This window comes from Streptomyces anatolicus, from assembly GCF_019400875.1.
GTDB lineage: Bacteria > Actinomycetota > Actinomycetes > Streptomycetales > Streptomycetaceae > Streptomyces > Streptomyces anatolicus.
The window spans coordinates 1-1,953 of record NZ_WMBF01000758.1 but is presented as its reverse complement, the minus strand read 5'-3'; the positions used below and the strand labels follow the sequence as shown (position 1 = coordinate 1,953).

Here is a 1,953-nt window from a genome sequence, read left to right as displayed (position 1 = left end):
GCCGTACAGGACTTTTTCAAAGGAACCTCAACTCACCGAAGTGAGTCGGGGTATCAACATATCTGGCGTTGACTTTTGGCACGCTGTTGAGTTCTCAAGGAACGGACGCTTCCTTTGTACTCACCCTCTCGGGCTTTCCTCCGGGCGCTTCCCTTCGGTATTTCGTGTTTCCAACCTTACCAGATCCGTTTTCCGTTCCGTTTCCGGTTTCGGATTTCATTTCCGGTGGCCGTTGGAGGGCCTTTGCCTTTCGGCTGATCCGACTTTATCAGAAGTTTTCGGCCGGGCTTCCCGGCTTCAGTTCCGATTGATCGGGGGTGGCTTCTCAATTTGATGTAATTCGAGAAGCAAGCAGACTTTAACCGCCGCCACCGGACTTGTCCAGTTCTAGGCAACTGTTCGAATCTACCTCCCCAGTCCTTCCGTGTCAACGGTTTTTCCGGGGCGAAGAGGAGACTAGCAGCTCATGAGGGCCCTACGCACATCACGCTGCGGTGGGGGCGGAGGCGCTGCGGTCGGTCCGGTCCAGGTCGCCCGTTTCGCCTGCTCGGGCCGCCCTGCCGCCCAGGACGTAGACGTAGGCGAGGAACGCCAGCTCGGCGGCGATTCCGATGGTGATGCGGGCCCAGGTCGGCAGGCCCGACGGGGTGACGAAGCCTTCGATGGCGCCCGATACGAAAAGGACCAGTGCCAGGCCGATCGCCATGCCGAGGGCTGCTCTGCCCTCCTCCGCCAGGGCCGTGCGGCGGGTACGGGGGCCGGGGTCGATCACGGTCCAGCCGAGTCGCAGGCCTGTGCCGGCCGCTACGAAGACGGCTGTCAGTTCCAGGAGGCCGTGTGGCAGGACCAGGCCGAGGAAGGTGTCGAGGCGGCCCGCCGAGGACATCAGGCCGATGCCGACGCCGAGGTTGAGCATGTTCTGGAAGAGGATCCAGAGGACCGGGAAGCAGAGGAAGGCGCCCAGGACCAGGCACATCGCGGCGGCCTGGGCGTTGTTCGTCCAGACCTGGGCCGCGAAGGATGCCGCGGGGTGGCTGGAGTAGTACGACTCGTATTCGCCGCTCGGGCGGGTCAGCTCGCGCAGTTCACTGGGGGCGGCGATCGAGGACTGGACCTCGGGGTGGGTGGCGATCCACCAGCCGATGACCGCAGCGAGCGCCGTGGAGAGCAGTGCGGTGGGGACCCACCAGTGGCGGGAGCGGTAGACAGCCGCCGGGAAGCCGTGGGCGAGGAAGCGCGTCACGTCTCTCCAGGAGGCGCGGCGGGTGCCCGTCACGGCGCTACGCGCGCGTGCCACCAGGTGTGTCAGGCGTCCGGTGAGCTGTGGGTCCGGTGCGCTGGACTGGATCAGGGAGAGGTGGGTGGCGGTGCGTTGGTAGAGGGCGACGAGTTCGTCGGCCTCGGCGCCGGTGAGGCGGCGTTGGCGGCGCAGCAGGGCTTCCAGGCGGTCCCACTCGGCTCGGTGGGCGGACACGAAGACGTCGAGGTCCATCGGGTGGCTGCTCCTCGTACTGCGGCGCGTGGCTGCTCAGCTTGGCAGACTGGCCAGTACCAGGGCAGGGCGGGGAAGGGCGGCAGGCGTGAGTGGACTGGTGACCGGCGAGGCGGTGGCGCTTGAACTGCGTCCCGCGAAGCTGCCGAGCCGGATGCTGGCCTTGCTGATCGACATGGCCGTGGTGTGGGCGGTCTATCTCGCGGTGACGGTCGGGGTCATCGCTTCGACCTCTTCGTTGGACGACGCCGCGGCCGCTGCAGTCGCGGTCGCCGGTTTCGTACTCATCCTGGTCGGTGGTCCGATCGCGGTGGAGACGCTCAGTCATGGGCGGTCGTTGGGGAAGCTGGCGTGTGGGCTGCGGGTGGTGCGGGATGACGGGGGGCCGATTCGGTTCCGGCACGCGCTGGTGCGGGGGGCCGTCGGGGTCGTCGAGATTCTGCTGACGTTCGGGGTGGTGG

At 66.4% G+C, this 1,953-nt stretch carries 2 protein-coding genes; one reads left to right on the top strand and one right to left on the bottom strand.

Annotated elements, in window-relative coordinates; all coding sequences use genetic code 11:
- Positions 1-484: 484 nt before the first annotated feature.
- Entirely contained in the window at positions 485-1,492 is a 1,008-nt protein-coding gene (locus GKQ77_RS32205) for a stage II sporulation protein M (RefSeq protein WP_219692670.1), read from the bottom strand.
- 88 nt (positions 1,493-1,580) lie between these two features.
- Here GKQ77_RS32205 and GKQ77_RS32200 point away from each other — a divergent pair.
- Positions 1,581-1,953 (top strand): RDD family protein (locus GKQ77_RS32200; protein WP_219692669.1); only part of this gene is annotated, 373 nt, incomplete at its 3' end.